Below are 16,392 nucleotides of genomic sequence, written 5' to 3'. Positions count from 1 at the left end.
TGATACCCGCCTGCCGCCATGCATTTATACTTCTTTCAGCCGTGCTTCAAGCACGTCGCTTGCCAGATCACTCACAGCACGAACATATTCAAAGACGCCCCGCAGCCTCGGATAAACCGCCCTGATCCCCGCTTCTCCGAATGTCGACAGGATGAATGTAATGACATTCAGCTTTCTCACTTTGAGTACCGTCGAAATCAGTGTGGTCAGCGGTCCAATCATCTTTTTGTAATTGCCTTCAGCCTTGTTGCTTTCTTTCGCCTTATTGACAAAATCAATGACATGTGGCATCTGCTGCCCGAGGCGTTCTGCATCCTCTTCATCTATATGAAAATGATTTCTCGTTTTCTGCTCTATCGTTTTAAACTCCCTGCTCAGTATCAAGTCTTTAAAACCGGGAGTCAGCAGCTTGGCCGCCAGAGCATTGCTTCTTTTACTCAAAAATCTGTTAAAGTATTTTGAGCTGTTAATTCGCTTTTGAAAAGTTTCATCTTTCTTATCCAGATAATTGTCAATGGATGCTCTCAATTCTTCAATTCCCTGATCATCCTTCACACTGATAAAGTGATACTTAAGGGAATCTGTGATCACTTTCTTAAAAGTGACATGCAGTTCAGTGTTCTTCTCCTGCTTTAGCAGCGACTGGTCATATTTACCGGTAACATCCACCAGAGTATCCAGCTTACTGTAGATGAATGTGACTTTAATCTTCTGTTTTGAAAGGAACTTGATCACTTTTTCATCAGCATCCCTGATTTTGGATGAAAAGACATAAAGTACATGTTTTACTTTATATTTCTTCAGGAGCTGCTTATATTGTTTTGGTGAAAATTCCGTCGTCCCGACACCCGGAAAATCAAGCAGCTGTCCCCGGTCTTTGTAAGGATAGCTGACTACATCTCTTGTCGCATCAGTTGCGGTGGATATGTGGGAATTCTCGCCTGTCAAAGCATTTATCAAGGCACTTTTACCTGCATCCACCTGGCCGATCACGGCAATTCTGTAATCGATGGAACTTTTCACATACTCAAAAAAATCTTCCACCAATGGGTGTTGATCCGCCATCACATCACCTCATCATATACTTTGTTTATTTTTGCTGCCCATATATATACTTATTGACAAACCTGCCAATAATGAAACAATTGATGCTATAAAAGTACCCGTAGTTTCCGGCAGTCCTGGATAAATGGAAAATACTGAACCGAATAAAAGACCGATAATCATTGCATACATGAGGTATGTGTAATTTCTCAGTAAAAATTGAATGCCTCTGCTCGCCAGAAGCAGACCTGACACTATGCCGAGTCCGGTCGCTATCAGTAAGGGCACAACTTCAAAGTTTAGTGATGTAAATTCATTAATTGCTTTCATGATCATTGGATACGCACCTATTATCAGTAATACAAGCGACCCGGATATGCCCGGAAGTATCATTACCGATGAAGCCAGCATGCCGCTCAGAAACAGTCCGGCAAGCAGCGGCAGCGACACATCAATGCTCTCTGCCGCTGCACGGCTTTCATTCATGGTCGACAACCAGTACAGCAGCAGCAATACAAAGCTCATCAATATATAATGTATCGTTTTAAACTCAGCTTTATAATTCGAAATCTTGAACATCATCGGTACGACGCCGAGGACCATCCCGATGAAAAACCAGTGTGTCGGTTTGGTATGTTCCGTCAGTAAATAATCCATCAATGATGACATCGTCAATATCGCAATACCCATTCCCATTACGAGCGGCAAAAGAAATATGATTGATTTCTTATAGTGTTTTGAGACAATATGGCCGATGGCACCTAAAAACTGATCATATATACCGAGCAGCAGCGCCATTGTGCCACTGCTTACTCCCGGGATGATTTCACAAATCCCCATTAAAAAACCTCTGAAGAGGTTCATCCATTTAAACATTCTTTTTCCTCACTCTTTATGTGTAAAATATCTTTCAGAAACGGCATTGTATTAATATTATAAAATGATTGTAGCACAAATTAAATTAAAGTTTCATGAATTAGGAGTATAATGGAGTTATTAACGCACTATATAATTTAGGAGTTGTGTACATGAAAAGTCTAGGCGTTTATTTTGGTACTTTTGCACCGTGTCATGTCGGACATTTCGAACAGATCATCCGTGCGAAAAGGGAGAACGATCATGCACTTGTCATTGTCAGTGGCTATGATGGGGACCGCGGTGATGAACACGAAATGAATCTGAATCACCGCGTGAAAGCAATGAGGCAGTTATGTGCGGGTGATGAAAATGTCACTGTGCTTAAATTGGATGAAACAGATATTCCAAGATATCCCAAGGGCTGGAAATTATGGCTTGAAAGGATGTCAGAAATCATTTCCGGCAATATGCCGTATCCTTTTGAAGATATGGAAGATCTGACATTTTATGTAGGTGAAGAGGAATATATCGACCCTCTAAAAGATTTTTACTCAAAAAGTTGGAAAAATGTTTCAACAAATGTCACCCTTGTAGACAGACAAGTCCTTAAAATCAGCGGCACCAATATCAGAGAATCTGCACTGATAAACTGGGACTATGTGACCCGGCCTTTCCGCCGTTTTTTTGTCCAGAATGTTCTGGTTATCGGCGCCCCTGATACGGGTAAATCAAAACTAGTACAGGATTTGGCCAGGCGCTATTCCACGAGTTATTCTGTTGAATATAAAAAGGATTATCAGATTGAACATCAAGTCCGTCCGGATGAACTCGATGTAAAAGACTTTCACGCCATTGGTATCGGACAGTTCGACATGAATCGGAAAAATATCCATTCGCCCGCCACCAGGAAAGTGTTCTTTGCAGATACTGACGTGATGACTGCAAAGGTCATGACAAAACTGTCTGATTCGAATGATGCTTCAAGCCGGTTATACGACGTTTTCGATTATTATATTCAACTGCAGAACTGGTCTCTGATATTATTACTGCCGCCTGCTGATGATGCTGAATATGACAACATCGTTTATAAAGCTCTCAGAAAAGAGATTGAAAACAATGATCTGATGAATCTGACCCATGAGCTCGGCGGCACATCCTATAAGGATATTTATCAGGAAGCACACTCGCTTGTAGATAAAATGCTCGCAGATGGTAAAGATAATTAAATACAATATGTTTATTTTCTAAAAATTACGATATTATAGACTTAAGCTCAATTTATAGGAGGAATTCAGGTTGCAAAAGAAAATGTTAATGACTCCCGGTCCAACACCGATCCCGGAAAATGTCAATCAGCGTATGGCTGAAGGTATGATTGGCCACCGTTCAAGTGATTTTACTGATTTAATGAACAGCATCAAACCGAAAATCAAAGATGTCTTCGGAACAAAAGATGATGTGGTGATTTTATCGTCAAGTGGAACAAGCTCATTGGAAGCGGCGATGGTCAACTTGGCCGCACCGGATGAAGATATCGTCGTTATTGTCAGCGGCGCTTTCGGCGCACGTTTCCGTGCCATCGCTGAAACTTTTCCATATAACGTCCATACTTATGAAGTGGAATGGGGAGATGCTGTCGATCCCGGGCACTTCAAAGAATTTCTTTCAAAATTAGATAATATTAAAGTTGTCGTTTCTCAGGCCTGTGAGACATCCACTGCTGTTTTACATCCGATTACGGAAATCGGCCAGATCGTCAAAGATTACGATAAAGACACTCTGTTCATCGTTGATGGTGTCAGCAGTGTCGGGGGCACGAAGTTCAATTTGACCGAATCGAACATCGATTGTCTGATTTCAGGAAGCCAGAAAGCTTTAATGCTGCCTCCGGGTCTCGCATTTGTGGCGATGAATCAGACAGCAAAACAAAAGGTTCAAAGCAATGACATTCCAAGATTTTATTTAGACTTGAATCAGTATTTCGATTCACTGGATAAAGATACTACACCTTTTACGCCTGCAGTATCTCTGATACAAGGTTTGGATGCCGTGCTCGATTCAATTGCTGAAGAAGGTTTGGAAAATGTCTTTGAAAGACACATGAAAATGAGAGATATGCTAAGAGCAGGCTTAGAAGCATTGGATTTGGAACTCCTTGTAAAAGATGACTTTGCATCGCCTACCGTTACAGCATTCAAATCCTCGTCAGATGAGCTTTCTCACATTAAAGACGAGTTGAAAAATAACTTCGGTATAACGATAGCGGGCGGCCAAAAACATCTGAAAGGCAAGATTTTACGTATCGGTCATATGGGGTACATGTTCCCGGCAGATATCATCGTCGTTTTAAGTGCGATGGAAGGGATATTAAGTAAATATCGTCAGCAAAACTATTATGGTAAAGCAATCACAAAAGCGCAGGAGGTATTTTTTAATGACTTATAAAGTTCTTGTTCTGGATCCGGTAAGTGAAGATGGTATCAGTGAGCTGATCAACCACCCAAATTATCAGGTGGATATCAATACTGGACTGACAGAAGACGAAATCATAAAAATCGTTTATGATTACCATGCTGTTATCGTACGCAGCCAGACTAAAATTACGGAAAAAATCATTCAGCATGCCCGCTCTTTGAGAGTGATCGCACGTGCTGGTGTCGGTGTTGACAATATCGACATTGATGCAGCGACAAAGCTTGGTGTTATCGTTGTAAACGCACCGGACGGTAATACCATCTCTGCTACCGAGCACACTATGGCCATGATGCTGTCCCTTTCCAGAGATATTCCTGAAGCTCATAAAGAACTGTCTGAAGGCGTTTGGAACCGCAGTGCACATAAAGGGGTCGAATTATATGGCAAGACCCTCGGCATCATCGGTCTTGGTAAAATCGGTTTCGGTGTCGCACGCCGTGCCCAGGTCTTCGGTATGAAGATAGTCGCTTTTGATCCTTATTTATCAGATGAAAAAGCGAAGGAATCAGAAATAGAAAAGATGGAAGTAGATGAGATTTCGAAAGTCGCCGACTTCGTTACAGTGCACACACCGCTGACTCCGCAGACGAAAGGTATTGTCGGCGAGTCTTTCTTTGAAAACTGTAAACCGAATCTCCGTCTAATCAACGTCGCACGCGGCGGTATCATTGATGAAGCAGATCTGCTAACAGCTTTGAAAGAAGGTAAAATCGGAGGTGCAGCACTCGATGTATTCGAAGAAGAGCCCCCGACTGAGATGGAGCTGCTTTCTCATCCGAACGTAGTCGTAACACCACACCTCGGTGCTTCCACGATCGAAGCCCAGGAAAAAGTGGCGGTCAGCATTTCCCGGGAAATCATCCAGATACTTGAAAACAATACAATCATTCACGCAGTCAATGCACCACGTATCAGTGAAAATATCAGCAAGGAACTGAAACCTTACATCAACATTTCAAGTCACATGGGCTCTGTCGGTATTCAGTTGATGAAACAGCCGCCAAATGAAATCAGACTAAAATACCATGGTGATATTGCAGTAGATGACACAAGCATGCTCACCCGTTCATTTATTGCGAGCTTGTTGAGCCCTCATTTCGGTGAAGGCGTAAATATCATCAACGCACTGTATTTCCTGCAGGAGCAGGACGTCACTTACAAAGTGGAGAAAAAAGGGAAAACAAAAGGATATAACAACTATCTGGAAGTTGAACTTTCCAATAATGAGGAAAATCTGGTTCTTGGAGCAAGTGTCCTGGACGGTTATGGCGAGCGCATCGTCAAGGTCGATGAATATCAAGTCGACATCAAGCCGACAAGACATATACTCATCATCAACCATATTGACCGTCCTGGCGTCATCGGTGATATGGGAGTCATCCTCGGTAAACATTCAGTAAATATCGCCAGTATGCAGCTCGGCAGGTCCAATGAAGGCGGTGCAGCATTGCTTTCACTGTCACTGGATTCCGCAGTCAGCAATGAAGCACTCGAAGACTTACAGAGTATAGAGGGATTCAAAAATGTACGTCAAGTTGATTTACAACTTTAATATAATGAAAAGCACCGCAGAAATTTTCTGCGGTGCTTTTATGTTTAATTTATTTAACCATACTTTCAACATGCAGAACATCCGGTACCAGGTTGTCCCTTGAAACTCCGAGGTCTGTAAATGTCGGGATGATGTCATCACCTGTCAGACCTGTCAGTGTGCCTATAAATTCAACTTCCATCTTCTCGGAACAGAAGTAATCTGCCACCGAGTCACCGACAACATAAACTTTCTCTTCAGAGACGTTGTCTCCTTTGACGGATTCTGTAAAGTACTCTTCATTATGTTCGTAAAGCGTCCACAAGTAACTGTACGGGTGCGGTTTGGATAACTGACGGTCCACACCTTCCCTCGCTTCCGCTTCCTTGACTTCAGAAGCAGTGGAAATCCTCTGGTCCTCAAAATACTTAAGCAGCCCTGCCGCTTCAAAGGGAATAAGGGTTTCTTCTCTTGAACGGCCCGTGGCAATACCGATCGTCTTATCAGCATCCAGCAGATTTTTCAGCATCGTTTCTATTTTATCAACCGGCGCAAGCCATTCTTCCTGATGAAGGAAACCTTCTTTATCGCCTTCGATAGGAAGTTCGCTGTCTTTCATTTTCATTCTTTCACTGCCCAGATACCATTCCTGATATATATGCTGTCCCAGCTGCCACAGTTTACTGTTTGTTTTAAAGTCGTCCTTTTCATTAAGGAACTTCAATGAAGTTGCGTAGTTTACCAGACCTTCGTAAATTGTTTCTTTAGTGTATTCATCACCATCCAAAAACTCTAAAACTTTACCATAGTCCGGCTCTGCATCGCCAAGCATTTCGCCCATTTCATAAAGATTATTAATATTGACATTACTTATATTGATACCCGAGTCTTTCAGCAGGTTGATATAAATAATCGAGAACGATATGTATAACATGTCCCAGTTAGAGTTTAATCCCATCTCTTTATAACGGCTTAAAACTTTGTCGTCTAAAAAGATTTTATTTCTAATTTCTGCAATTTCCTCATCTGTATAAGATGTTTTAAATTTTTCCTGAGTCAGATTTAAATATCTTGGGTTAAAAAGCAGTTCATGTACAGACAATGCAGCGACATCAAAACATCTTTCTTCACTTAAAAATACTCCATCAACATCAAAAATTACAACGGACATAATGCGCCTCCTTCAAAGCGTGTTTCGTCTATTATTTATATTAAAGTTTCTCACATAACCATGTAAATGTCGAACACTAATGTCATTAATCTTTCTTATACATGGAATGCTCTGTTATACTATTAACTGAATTTACAAATAAAGGGGACAAATTATATTGGCACTTACATATTTGAATGATTTGAAAAAAGAAATCGGCAAAGTGATCGTCGGCCAGGAAGAAGTAATCGACCTGATCTTCATCAGTATTGTACAGAAAGGTCACATATTGTTTGAAAGCGTTCCCGGCACTGGTAAAACAGTCCTGTCGAAATCCGTCTCAAAAGTGATGGGCGGCACTTTTTCAAGGGTACAGTTTACACCGGATGTCCTTCCTACAGATATTACCGGCATGAATATATACAACCCGAAAACTAAAGAATTCGAGTTGCAGCTCGGGCCTGTAAAAACAAATATTCTGCTGGCGGATGAAATCAACCGCGCCACGCCGCGCACACAGTCAGCGCTGCTTGAAGTGATGGAAGAGGGACAGGTGACTGTCGACGGCAAAACTTACCCTATCGAGGAGCCGTTCATCGTCCTTGCGACTCAAAACCCGATTGAATCCAAACAGGGGACTTTCGATTTACCCGAAGCTCAGATGGACCGTTTCTTCCTGAAAATCGACCTGGGTTATCCATCATTTGAAAATGAACGCCTGATGCTGGACCTACACAGGAGCAATCATATTCAGGAGTCTGTCAGTCAGGTCCTGACTCTGGAAACGATTAAAGAAATACAGAACATGGCTGAGAAGATAGAGATCAATGATACTGTCAAAGATTACATCATCAACCTGGTCCATCATACACGCAGACATGAGCATATAGAACTGGGCGCATCGCCCCGTGCGACGATTGCCCTGATGCGAGCCGGTATCGGCACCGCTCTGATCAATGGCAGAGACTATGTTACACCGGATGACGTAAAATACATCGCCCCTTATGTCCTGTCCCACCGCATCGTACTCAATATTGAAGGCATGACTGTGACCAATAATGATGAGGTGATCGACAGTATTCTGAACAAGACGGAAGTACCGGTCGAATATGGGGTTTCACGGGATGAAGTATAGGATCGTCCATACAGAATCGAAAATTGAGACACTGCTCTTTTTCATCATTGCGGTGATGATCATATTCAATCTATTATTCACAGTGGATTTGAACGGCTGGCTCGAGCTGATCATTGGAATCATCATTGCGATGACAATCCTTAATCTGATCTATGAAAGATATGCAGCCGCACATTTGACAGTCGAAGTATCGCCTGAGCAGATCAGAAAATATAAGGGGCAGGACGGTACTGTAAAATTAAAGGTCATTCAAAAGGGATGGCTGCCCATCTTATCGGCACGCATTCATATATCGGCCGGTGATGATATTAAATTTCATAATGACCAGGCGCTGAAAATCAGGAATGTTACAGAAAACACTTTCCTGTTTACCGTATTTCCCAGGAAATCAGCACTGATTGAAATTCCTTTTGAAGCGAAAAACAGAGGGACGAGCAAAATTACAAACACTAAAATCAACATTCCCCGCCTGTTCGGATTCGGAGAAATAAAACTGGAGCAGATTGGTCATTCAAACCATGAAATACTCATCTATCCGGACCGTTATGCTCTGCACAATCAGCCTCTGAAAGCTAAGATAGAGCAGGGATTATACATGGAAAAAAACACTTTGTTCCATGACCCGCTTCTTTCCAGCGGCAGCAGGCCATATGAAAGGACGGACAGTCTGCGTGATGTGCACTGGAAACTGAGTGCCCGAAGCGGTGAACTGATGACAAAAGAGTATGAAAAGACGACCCATATGTCCTGGCTGTTTTTAATAAACTTGAGATCTGAGAAATCTTTCGCTCCTCCGAACAACATTGAAACCATCTTTGAAAAACTCGCGTATATATTCGGAGAAATAACAAAGAAAAATATTCCTTTCAAACTGATGGCGAACATGAGGACTTTTGACCAGAACCATTTTTACACCATACCGGAAAGTTCCGGTAAATCACACTACAAAACAACACTGGAAGCTTTGGCCCGTATTAAAACCGTTACATATACAATCAGCTTCGACCGATTTTTGAAGTTTGTCCAGCAGACGGAAAAAACACCGACCCACATCATCTTCACCGGCCAAATGGATGCACTGATGGCCAGGGAACTGCGAATGTATATAGACAGGGGCACCGTCATCTATCAGTTGAATGAGCACGGCCTGGAACCTTTTAAATTGAGTGCTTTAAAGGAGGCTGAAAGATGAGTTTCCTGAAATATCACACCTCATTTTTAAGTTTATACCTAGTAGAAATGGCCTTTGTCCTGATGATTTATTTATTTTTAAATATTCATAACACAACGGACGACAGAAACCATATACTCATTTTCATAACTGTCATTCTGGCACAGTATGTAATCAGCCATCTGATCAACTGGAAGACCCGGATACGGTACATCTATATTCTGGCACCCGTGACATTGATCATACTGATGTTTACAGGTGATTATTTCCTGTCTGCCCTGTTGCTCAGCACTCTGCCTGTATGGCGTCTGGAACAGCTTCACTACAGTACATCTGATACACTCGCACCACTGGCTATCATCGCATCACTGATACTGCTGATCATCATTACAATGCTTTCCACATCAGAAGTCGATTCAAATTTGAGTGCATTCAACCTCATATTTGTGATTGCGATAACAGGATATTTCGTGACTAAGATCATCAGCCTCGCAATGGACAGCGGCTATGGTTTCACATCATATTTAAAAGTGGTTTCAGTTTTTGCTGCAATATTTTTGGCAGTCTCATTTTTTATAGGATATATATATAAATTTATTATATTCGGATTAAGCTATGTGGTGATTTTCCTGCTGAATGCATTTGTTTTTCTGCTGAGACCCATTTTTGCATTTTTAGAAAACGTAGAATTGGATTATCCTGATGATATATTCGAAGAGGAAGAAACTGAACTGGACGGGTATGAATCACCTGAAGAAATCGTCTCATCGACAAATCAGATACTGAATATTCCATTCGGTCCGGTTGTCATCGCTGCAGTTGTCATCGCAGTCATTCTGTTCATCTATTTTTATTTTAAAAACCGGGATATTGTTACAGAAGAAAAAACGGCCGGCCAGAAGAACACTTTTGCTGATAATACAAAGACATATAAGCCAGAAAATAAAAAAGCACCCACAGACAAAGTCCGCAGGCTGTACTTTGACTTTGAGAAATGGGCATCTTCAAAAGGGTATGGCAGATATTACGATGAAACAATCGAACAATGGTTCAGCCGCCTGTCACTCGAAGAGTATATTTCAATCTCCAAACTCCAGTATTATCAAAAGATGCGGTATAAGGACAAAGTGTTATCGGACGAAGAGTTCAAATTGCTGAAAACCTATATTAAAGAGTTCAAAGATATACTCAGCAAAAAACCTGATTGATTTTCAATCAGGTTTTTTATATTAATAATGATTCAAATATTGTTTGATTTCCCAATCTGACACCTGGGCGCGGTACATATCCCACTCGATGCTTTTGTTGCTGTGAAACTGTCTTGATATGTGAGGACCGAGCGCCTCCTGGACAACTTCATCCTCTTTTAAAGCCTTAAGAGCTGTATACAGCGTCGACGGCAGATCTTCAACCCCGACCGCTTCCCTTTCTTCACGTGTCATTTCATACAGGTTCAGATTAACCGGTTCCGGCAGGTTCATTTTATTCTTAATGCCGTCGAGTCCTGACTTCAAGATGACGGCAAGTGCAAGATATGGGTTCGCCGCCGGATCGACAGAACGTACTTCAGCCCTTGTCGATAATTTTCTGGATGACGGTATTCGGAGCAGCGGTGAACGGTTTTTACCGCTCCATGCAATATAGCTTGGCGCTTCGTAACCCGGTACAAGCCTCTTATATGAATTTACAATCGGATTGCAGACCGCAGTAAAACCTCTCGCATGCCTCAATATTCCGGCCATGAAATAGCGCATGTCCGAACTCAGTCCCATATCATCACTTTCATCATAAAAGGCATTCTCTTTTCCTTTGAACAATGATACATTGAAGTGCATGCCGCTGCCATTGAGACCATAAAGCGGCTTAGGCATGAATGTCGCATGAAGATTATGCTTTCTGGCAACTGTTTTGACAATGAGTTTAAAGGTCTGTATATTGTCACAGGCACTGACAGCATCTTCATATTTAAAATCGATTTCATGCTGACCTTCTGCAACCTCATGGTGCGAGGCCTCAACATCAAAACCCATGTCCTCAAGCTCAAGAACGATATCACGTCGGCAATTCTCACCTAAATCCGTTGGTGCTAGATCAAAATAGCCACCCCGATCATTCAATTCGGTTGTCGGGTGACCATTTTCATCCAGTTTAAATAAAAAGAATTCCGGTTCAGGTCCGAGGTTGAACGAAGTATAGCCCATATCTTCCATTTCTTTCAATACTCTTTTTAAATTTGTTCGCGGATCCCCTTCAAAAGGTTCATTATCAACAGTGTAGATATCACATATCAATCTTGCGACTTTTCCCTTGCCTGCAGTCCATGGAAATATTGACCATGTCGCCAGATCAGGTTTCAAATACATATCTGATTCTTCGATTCTTACAAACCCCTCTATCGAAGAACCATCAAACATCATTTCGCCATCGAGCGCTTTATCCAGCTGTCTTAAAGGTACTTCCACATTTTTAACTGTGCCCAGTATATCAGTAAACTGCAGTCTGATATATCTCACGTTTTCACTTTCTGCTATGCGCTTGATGTCTTCCCTTGTGTAATTGTGCTTCATCCATTCACTCTCCTCTGCTTTTTAGAAAAATCTTGATAAATCTCCACGATTCGGCAGTGTCCTGTTCAATTCCTTGTAATTCAAAATGCCTTCAGCCGGGTGATTCTCATCTTTAATCAGAAGCTCTCCAGTCCTTTTCATTGTAAAACCTTTTTCCATCAACTCTCTGATGGTCAACAGTTTTTCAAGATCATTCATTGAAAACTGACGGTGATTCCCTTCGCTCCTTGATGGTACAATCAGGCCTTTTGTCTCATAATAGCGTATTTGTCGTGCTGTCAGACCCGTCAGTTTCATCGCGGATGACATTGGGAATACGGGAGTACTTCTTCGATTTTTATCATTGTTCATGAGCACCACTCCAACTATAAAAAAATAATAACACAACTTTTTTCATATACATAATCGATGTCAGATTATCTGACATCTGTATTATTATATGGAAAATCTACTTCACAGTATAGGATTTTTCTTCATCTCTTTTTTTTCAGGTCCCGCCCTCTAAATGCATCACGGCGACATCCTTGTGAAGAAATAGAAAAGGTGTTAACCATTTAAGATTAACACCCTGTTTGTGATTATTTAAAAGAAATTGACAATGTTCATTATGAACACTAAAACGATAATGATCGGCAATATGAATTTAAGCAGGAAAATCCACGCCTTGAACAATGGATACATCGCACTGTTCTCTCTGACACCGACCTGATTCCTAATGACCGAATGCTCCAGTATATAACCGACAAATATCGATGAAATGAGAGCGTTCAGTGGCAGGATCATATTCGATACAAGAAAATCCACATTATCAAATATTGTTCCCGCAAAGAACTGTACATTATTCAGCACACCTTCAGACAGTGCAGATGGCATACCTACGATAAATACGATCAGACCAAAAACATAGGCCATGATTTTTCTCTTATTTTCATTGCCCTTAATCGCATTCGCCACGTTGATCTCAATCATGGAGATTGCCGACGTCAGCGTTGCAAATAAAAATGCAATCAGGAACAAAATATAGAACACATTACCTAAAGCAATTTCGCTGAATACCTGCGGCAGAACAATAAAGATCAGTCCCGGGCCGAAGACATTTTCCATTTCAAACGATGCAATCGCAGGGAATATTGCCAGCCCTGCCATGATCGAAATCGTTACATTCATAAGCACAATATAAAGTGCCGACTTGGTCAGGTTATGTGTATTATCCAGATAAGACGCATATGTGATCATTGTCGTCGCACCGATACTTAATGCGAAGAATGACTGCCCCAAAGCATAAAGCACAGCCTCGGCGTTGATATTTTCAAATGAAGGCGTTAAAAAGAATTCTACCCCTTCCATTGCGTTCGGCAAGGTCAATGAACGGATAATAATTATTAAAAACAGAATGAATAATAAAGGCATCATTATTTTAGATGCACGTTCAAGCCCTTTTTGTACACCTTGCGCAACGATGAAAACAGTAAGTAATAAGAATACACCCTGCCCAAGAATTACGTAAAGCGGGTTCGTTACAATCTGACCAAACATTCCTTCATAATCTGAAATCGGCAGTATACCGACAGTATTGATAAAAGCTACGAAAAGATAAAGTAATATCCAGCCTCCGATGACACTGTAAAATGACAGAAGCAGAATAACCGCTATGTTACCGCTCCAGCCAAACAGGCGGAACCATTTTTTACCGCCCAGGTATTCAAAACTATCTATCGGATTCCGGCCGCCGGCACGTCCGATAACGAACTCTGATAATAATAATGGTAAACCGACCACTAAAGTGAACAGCAGGAAAATAAGCAGGAACGCCCCGCCGCCATGTTCAGCAGTCATGTAGGGAAAGCGCCACAGTGCTCCCAGCCCTATTGCAGACCCGGCTGCAGCCAATATAAAACCAATTTTAGAACCCCATTGAGATTTCTCCAAATCTTTCCCTCCTGAATAAAAAATATATAGAACGTTTTCATATATTAGCATAGAAACATTATTTTGAATAGTGCAATAAAACAATAATAATAACAAAAGCCGACCTCACGGGCCGGCTGAAATATTCATAAGATTTAGTTAGGGTTATCCTCTAAATCAGGGATTGGTCTTTCATAATACTGACGGTCTTTATTTGCGTTGAAGTGGTCTGCTTTCTCCACTTTGATATCAGTCACATAGTCAGGCATTTCAACGAAGTTTTCGTAAATACCTTTCTCAACGAGGTAGTTTCCTTCAGGGAAGTGGACACCAACGTTGCCGTCCCTGATATCAGCGTGCTGGACAAAGCCCTGGAATACGCCGTTCTTATTGTACAGAACAACCGCTTCTCCTTCTTCAAGACCTTGTTTATACGCATCGTTCTCACTCATCAGAACACTGTAGCGCCCCATATGGTTGAATGCGTCAGTGTCGCCGTAGACCATTGAGTTGAACTGTTTTCCGCGGCGCATAAGGAGTTTGAATTCCCCTGCTTTTGCATTGTTATCCGGGATATCCATACTGATCAGGTTGCCACGGCCGTCCGGCGTCGGACATACGCCGCCTTCACATAACCATGCACCGCCGTACTGGTATACGTCGCCGGCTTTCTTCAAGTACTGGACACCGTCGTACTGAGGGTTTGCCACTGCAATCTCATTGCGTATTTCCTGACCGGATTTAAAGTCGATCAGATGCGCATTTTCAGGCTTCACACGTTTAGCGAGGTCGATATATATCTTCCACTCACTGCGTGCCTCAGCAATACGGTTGCGGTTTCCTTCAATTTCAGGGGAGAAATAGATCATTCTCTCGGTTGAAGTTGACAGTCCCCCGCCATCCTGTTCATAACGTGTTTTTGCCGGCAGTACAACGACCGCTTCTTTGGCATCTAGCAGCGTCGAGGTATTCAGGATGATATCCTGGTGAACACGGATGTCCAGATTTTCAAGCGCATCTTTTACGAAATCCGGATCCGGCATCGTTTCAAGGAAATTACCACCTGACATATAGTAAAGCTTTAATTTTTTCTCGTTATCCTCAGGAAGCATTGCGTTTTCAATCGTTACGCCGACTGAGTCTCCCGGCCATTTAGGCAATTCGAAGTCCCACACTTTTTCAATTCTTTCAGTGTTCACTTCATCATAGTCCCCGCCTGGTAATGAGAATGGATCTGCACCCATCTCGCCTGAACCCTGAACACTTGAGTGTCCACGAAGCGGCATAAGACCATTGTACTTGCTTCCAAGCCATCCGCGCAGCAATGCAAGGTTTGCAACTTGTGAAATGTTATCTGTTGCATGCTTGTGCATTGTAAGTCCAAGCGCCCATACCATGACACCATTTTTGGATTGTGCAAGCATGTTACTGAGTTCAATGATTCTGTCCTTACTGATTCCTGAAGATTGCACTATTTCTTCCCATGACTGGTTTTGAACGTTGTCTCTCAGTTCTTCATAGTTGTTGACATGTTCACGGACGAATTCATGATTCACAGCTGAACCTTCAACCGCTTCTTCCATATCAAACCAGTGCTTCATGACACCATGCATCAGGGCAATGTCTCCGCCGATGTTCACTTCATAGAAATCATCTGCAAGTTTTGTACCGAATAATGCAGATTCTGGAACTGAAGGCACCCAGTAGTTTTCCATTGCAGGCTCTTTATAAGGGTTGATCACGATAATCTTAGTACCGCGCTTTTTAGCTTCCATCATATACTTGGTGGATACCGGGCTCGCGTTTGAAGCCACGCTTCCCCAGAATACCAAAACGTCCGTACCAAGCCAGTCCTGATAGTTACAAGTTGAGGCGCCGACGCCCACTGAACGTTTCAATGCGGATTTACTTGGTGAGTGACAGATTCTTGAAGCGTTGTCTATGTTGTTGGTCTCGAGGTATCTCGCCGTTTTGGCAGCCACATAATATGACTCGTTTGTGATCCCGCGGCTCGTTAAGTAAAATGCATACTGCTTCGGATCAAGCTTTTTCATCTTGTCGGCAATAGTGCCCATTGCCTCGTCCCATGAAATTCTCGTAAATTTGTTTTCACCTTTACGTCTGATCATCGGATAAGGGATACGGCCGAGTTCTCTCAGTTCTGAAGAGTCGAGTTTTCTGAGTTCATTGATATCCTGGTGCAGTATTTTCGGTTCAATAGGTGGTGCCGTATTCAGTCTTAAGACGTTGAAACGTGTCGTACAAACGTGCGGCCCTGTTAAAGTCTGGTCCTGAAGACCACCCACACCTAAAGCACAGCCGTCACAGACACCTTTTAAAATTATATTTTTTGCATAGTTCAGGTTATCTTTGTTTTTCCATGCAACTTTGGCTGAATCTATAATATGTCTTGGTTTAACTTTTGTGATTCCAAAAGGTACAGGGCTGACCCATAAACTGGTGTCCCATTTTTTTGTTTTTTTAATAGGACCCGGGTGTAAAGTTTTACCCATTAATGACACTCCTTTTATCAATAGTATATTTATTATACAT

General features: G+C 42.0%; 13 protein-coding genes. 6 read left to right on the top strand and 7 right to left on the bottom strand.

Translation table 11 applies throughout. The features are described 5' to 3' along the window. Nucleotides 1-24: 24 nt before the first annotated feature. Together BLR15_RS02890 and BLR15_RS02885 are read right to left on the bottom strand one after the other, a co-directional pair. Entirely contained in the window at nucleotides 25-1,065 is a 1,041-nt protein-coding gene (locus tag BLR15_RS02890; protein ID WP_092984513.1) for a GTPase domain-containing protein, read from the bottom strand. Nucleotides 1,066-1,077: 12 nt separating this feature from the next. Continuing rightward, a complete protein-coding gene (locus BLR15_RS02885; protein WP_092984511.1) occupies nucleotides 1,078-1,920 on the bottom strand; it encodes a DUF368 domain-containing protein in 843 nt (280 codons plus the stop codon). 152 nt (nucleotides 1,921-2,072) lie between these two features. Between BLR15_RS02885 and BLR15_RS02880 the strand changes: the two genes are divergently transcribed. The 3 genes from BLR15_RS02880 (at nucleotide 2,073) to serA (ending at nucleotide 5,929) form a co-directional block, all read left to right on the top strand. Then, a complete protein-coding gene (locus tag BLR15_RS02880; protein WP_092984509.1) occupies nucleotides 2,073-3,128 on the top strand; it encodes an AAA family ATPase in 1,056 nt (351 codons plus the stop codon). Nucleotides 3,129-3,210: 82 nt separating this feature from the next. After that, on the top strand, nucleotides 3,211-4,347 hold the full coding sequence (locus BLR15_RS02875) for a pyridoxal-phosphate-dependent aminotransferase family protein (RefSeq protein ID WP_092984723.1): 1,137 nt from the start codon (nucleotides 3,211-3,213) through the stop codon (nucleotides 4,345-4,347). Then, a complete protein-coding gene (serA, locus tag BLR15_RS02870; protein WP_092984507.1) occupies nucleotides 4,337-5,929 on the top strand; it encodes a phosphoglycerate dehydrogenase in 1,593 nt (530 codons plus the stop codon). Before BLR15_RS02875 ends, serA begins: the two co-directional genes overlap by 11 nt. A 49-nt stretch (nucleotides 5,930-5,978) precedes the next feature. On the opposite strand, the gene BLR15_RS02865 is transcribed toward serA, so the two are convergent. Further along, nucleotides 5,979-7,079 (bottom strand): HAD family hydrolase, encoded by a 1,101-nt coding sequence (locus BLR15_RS02865; RefSeq protein ID WP_092984505.1) that lies wholly within the window; start codon nucleotides 7,077-7,079, stop codon nucleotides 5,979-5,981. A gap of 157 nt (nucleotides 7,080-7,236) precedes the next feature. Between BLR15_RS02865 and BLR15_RS02860 the strand changes: the two genes are divergently transcribed. Genes BLR15_RS02860 through BLR15_RS02850 form a run of 3 tightly spaced genes read left to right on the top strand, consistent with a single transcriptional unit; the run spans nucleotide 7,237 to nucleotide 10,572 of the window. Next, entirely contained in the window at nucleotides 7,237-8,193 is a 957-nt protein-coding gene (locus BLR15_RS02860; protein ID WP_176754039.1) for an AAA family ATPase, read from the top strand. Then, nucleotides 8,183-9,385: a DUF58 domain-containing protein gene (locus tag BLR15_RS02855; RefSeq protein WP_176754038.1), complete on the top strand. Its 1,203-nt coding sequence runs from the start codon at nucleotides 8,183-8,185 to the stop codon at nucleotides 9,383-9,385. The genes BLR15_RS02860 and BLR15_RS02855 overlap by 11 nt, the downstream gene beginning before the upstream one ends. After that, the gene (locus tag BLR15_RS02850; RefSeq protein WP_092984501.1) at nucleotides 9,382-10,572 is read left to right on the top strand and encodes a hypothetical protein; all 1,191 of its coding nucleotides are present in this window, start codon (nucleotides 9,382-9,384) and stop codon (nucleotides 10,570-10,572) included. Before BLR15_RS02855 ends, BLR15_RS02850 begins: the two co-directional genes overlap by 4 nt. Nucleotides 10,573-10,593: 21 nt before the next feature. Here the strand turns inward: BLR15_RS02850 and glnA are convergent, their stop codons facing one another. The 4 genes from glnA to BLR15_RS02830 all read right to left on the bottom strand — a co-directional run bounded on the left by glnA (nucleotide 10,594) and on the right by BLR15_RS02830 (nucleotide 16,352). Further along, the gene (gene glnA, locus BLR15_RS02845; protein WP_092984499.1) at nucleotides 10,594-11,931 is read right to left on the bottom strand and encodes a type I glutamate--ammonia ligase; all 1,338 of its coding nucleotides are present in this window, start codon (nucleotides 11,929-11,931) and stop codon (nucleotides 10,594-10,596) included. A 21-nt stretch (nucleotides 11,932-11,952) separates the two neighbouring features. After that, on the bottom strand, nucleotides 11,953-12,282 hold the full coding sequence (locus BLR15_RS02840) for a MerR family transcriptional regulator (RefSeq protein ID WP_092984497.1): 330 nt from the start codon (nucleotides 12,280-12,282) through the stop codon (nucleotides 11,953-11,955). 231 nt (nucleotides 12,283-12,513) lie between these two features. Beyond that, a complete protein-coding gene (locus BLR15_RS02835; RefSeq protein WP_245696523.1) occupies nucleotides 12,514-13,860 on the bottom strand; it encodes a sodium-dependent transporter in 1,347 nt (448 codons plus the stop codon). A gap of 134 nt (nucleotides 13,861-13,994) precedes the next feature. Continuing rightward, nucleotides 13,995-16,352 carry an FdhF/YdeP family oxidoreductase gene (locus BLR15_RS02830; protein WP_092984493.1) on the bottom strand — a complete coding sequence of 786 codons (2,358 nt, stop codon included), beginning with the start codon at nucleotides 16,350-16,352 and terminating at the stop codon, nucleotides 13,995-13,997. Nucleotides 16,353-16,392 lie beyond the last annotated feature (40 nt).

Origin of the sequence: Lacicoccus qingdaonensis, assembly GCF_900101075.1 — a bacterium.
GTDB classification, from domain to species: domain Bacteria; phylum Bacillota; class Bacilli; order Staphylococcales; family Salinicoccaceae; genus Lacicoccus; species Lacicoccus qingdaonensis.
The sequence above is the reverse complement of the archived record's forward strand: the minus strand, read 5'-3'. Positions and strand labels throughout refer to the sequence as shown.

Coding starts and splice junctions, on each gene's coding strand:
- BLR15_RS02890 (WP_092984513.1), bottom strand. CDS start 1,065: ATGGCGGATCAACACCCATTGGTGGAAGATTTTTTTGAGTATGTGAAA.
- BLR15_RS02885 (WP_092984511.1), bottom strand. CDS start 1,920: ATGTTTAAATGGATGAACCTCTTCAGAGGTTTTTTAATGGGGATTTGT.
- BLR15_RS02880 (WP_092984509.1), top strand. CDS start 2,073: ATGAAAAGTCTAGGCGTTTATTTTGGTACTTTTGCACCGTGTCATGTC.
- BLR15_RS02875 (WP_092984723.1), top strand. CDS start 3,211: ATGTTAATGACTCCCGGTCCAACACCGATCCCGGAAAATGTCAATCAG.
- serA (WP_092984507.1), top strand. CDS start 4,337: ATGACTTATAAAGTTCTTGTTCTGGATCCGGTAAGTGAAGATGGTATC.
- BLR15_RS02865 (WP_092984505.1), bottom strand. CDS start 7,079: ATGTCCGTTGTAATTTTTGATGTTGATGGAGTATTTTTAAGTGAAGAA.
- BLR15_RS02855 (WP_176754038.1), top strand. CDS start 8,183: ATGAAGTATAGGATCGTCCATACAGAATCGAAAATTGAGACACTGCTC.
- BLR15_RS02850 (WP_092984501.1), top strand. CDS start 9,382: ATGAGTTTCCTGAAATATCACACCTCATTTTTAAGTTTATACCTAGTA.
- glnA (WP_092984499.1), bottom strand. CDS start 11,931: ATGAAGCACAATTACACAAGGGAAGACATCAAGCGCATAGCAGAAAGT.
- BLR15_RS02840 (WP_092984497.1), bottom strand. CDS start 12,282: ATGAACAATGATAAAAATCGAAGAAGTACTCCCGTATTCCCAATGTCA.
- BLR15_RS02830 (WP_092984493.1), bottom strand. CDS start 16,352: ATGGGTAAAACTTTACACCCGGGTCCTATTAAAAAAACAAAAAAATGG.